The organism is Phaeobacter sp. 11ANDIMAR09, assembly GCF_001294455.1.
Lineage (GTDB): Bacteria > Pseudomonadota > Alphaproteobacteria > Rhodobacterales > Rhodobacteraceae > Pseudophaeobacter.
This window is the reverse complement of record NZ_LIKT01000086.1, coordinates 1-1415: the sequence shown is the minus strand read 5'-3', so window position 1 is coordinate 1415 and position 1415 is coordinate 1. Positions and strand designations below refer to the sequence as shown.

Sequence of the window (1415 nt, the reverse complement as noted above, 5' to 3'; positions counted from 1 at the left end):
GGGTTCCGTCACATGAAAGGAGGCGGTTTTTTCACCGTGAAAAGGACAGGGCGCCCAATAGTCGCCGCGCCTGATGTTGGACTTGCGCATGTCCCAGGTGACCGTCTGTTCAACAATCGCCCGTAGCGAGACGCGCGCTTTCACTTCATCTGACAAGGCCATGGGGATGTTCCTTGGTTGCGGGTTGGTCAAAGACATGCACGCGCCACACCTGGGTGAGTTTGATGCCGTACCGGGCGGCCGTTTTGACAGCTCGGCGTTGCGCGGCGAGGTCACATTCGGGCCGGTTGCAGATCCACAGGCATTCCCCGCGCAGGTAGTCCGGCAGACCAGGCAGTGCATTTGGGGCAAGGGGGAAGCCCAGCCCAAAACGTGGGGGCCGTTCTTCGCAGACCTCGCAGAGCGCGGTCATGGGGCGAGTCACGTCAGGGCGCCGGTGTGGTCCAGAGTTTCTAGCGCCAGCGCCACTACAGCCTTTCCAGACCGGGCGGGTAGTTTCAGCATGCTTTCCAGTGCTTCCAGCCCCGTGGACTTGCCGCAAACCTCCTCCAAAGCAGATAAAAGGCGCGGTGCAAGGCGTTGGCGCACAATGGAATAAACATCCGCTGTTACATCCTGGCGTCCCAGATAGGTCATCTGGAACTCGCGGGCGATGCGCATGTGGTCAACGGTGATCAGGCCGGGGTTCTGGCGATGGAGTATGTCCAGCGATGAGGAGCGCCAAGCCTGTGCGCTGCTGGATCGCTTTGACCGCTTCGAGCAGGTGGAGACAAAGTCCCGGCCGGTGCATTCAATCGCGCTAGGTGTTGGTTTGAATTGCCGGACCTTGCCGCTAATGGCGCCCACGGGCACCAGCCAGCCAAAGGCAAGCCCAGCCAGAGCCACAGAGCGGCGCATTTTGCCCTGTACAGCACCAAATACCGTCACGGCGGCGCTTGGCATGTCCCCAACCAGCAAGAGGCTGTCTGCTTGCTGCAAGAGTTGGAGCTGAGGGGCGAATTCCTTCGCAAGGTGGTCGGCATTCAGTTTGAGGGCCGCCAGAACTGTCTCCCTGGACAGATGGGCAGAAAGAGATTGCCGGGTGTCTTCCTGGTGGTTTTCCAGGGCCGTGAACAGCGCGTCCCATTCCGGGTGTTCGCGCAGATCCTCACATCTGCGGATGCGGCGCAGGACGGTGGAGGCTTGGCAGTCCTGGAGCCTGCCGATTTCCCGCATGGATTTGCCCTCCAGGATATTGAGGAAATAAGCGGCGAGAGCATTGGGTGAAACAGCCAAGGAGGAATTCATCGGATTGCCCTCCCTGAAAGGTCAGTGGCGGACATCAGGCTTAGCAACGGTGCCAGCTCCACCGCAGCCCAAGCGCGGCCTGCATTGGTGATACGCAGAGAGGGGTGGATTCGACCCGTGGCCTCAAC

3 protein-coding genes are annotated in these 1415 nt (G+C 60.5%); all 3 read right to left on the bottom strand.

Features of this window, described 5'->3' with window-relative positions; genetic code table 11:
• On the bottom strand, window positions 1-162 hold a 162-nt coding region (locus tag AN476_RS22735), incomplete at its 3' end, for a CHC2 zinc finger domain-containing protein (protein ID WP_157063863.1).
• A complete protein-coding gene (locus tag AN476_RS22225) occupies window positions 146-424 on the bottom strand; it encodes a hypothetical protein (RefSeq protein WP_157063862.1) in 279 nt (92 codons plus the stop codon). The genes AN476_RS22735 and AN476_RS22225, both read right to left, overlap by 17 nt.
• Window positions 421-1287: a DUF6456 domain-containing protein gene (locus tag AN476_RS22220; RefSeq protein WP_054463938.1), complete on the bottom strand. Its 867-nt coding sequence runs from the start codon at window positions 1285-1287 to the stop codon at window positions 421-423. The genes AN476_RS22225 and AN476_RS22220 overlap by 4 nt, the downstream gene beginning before the upstream one ends.
• Window positions 1288-1415: the final 128 nt, after the last annotated feature.

Coding starts and splice junctions, on each gene's coding strand:
- AN476_RS22220 (WP_054463938.1), bottom strand. CDS start 1,287: ATGAATTCCTCCTTGGCTGTTTCACCCAATGCTCTCGCCGCTTATTTC.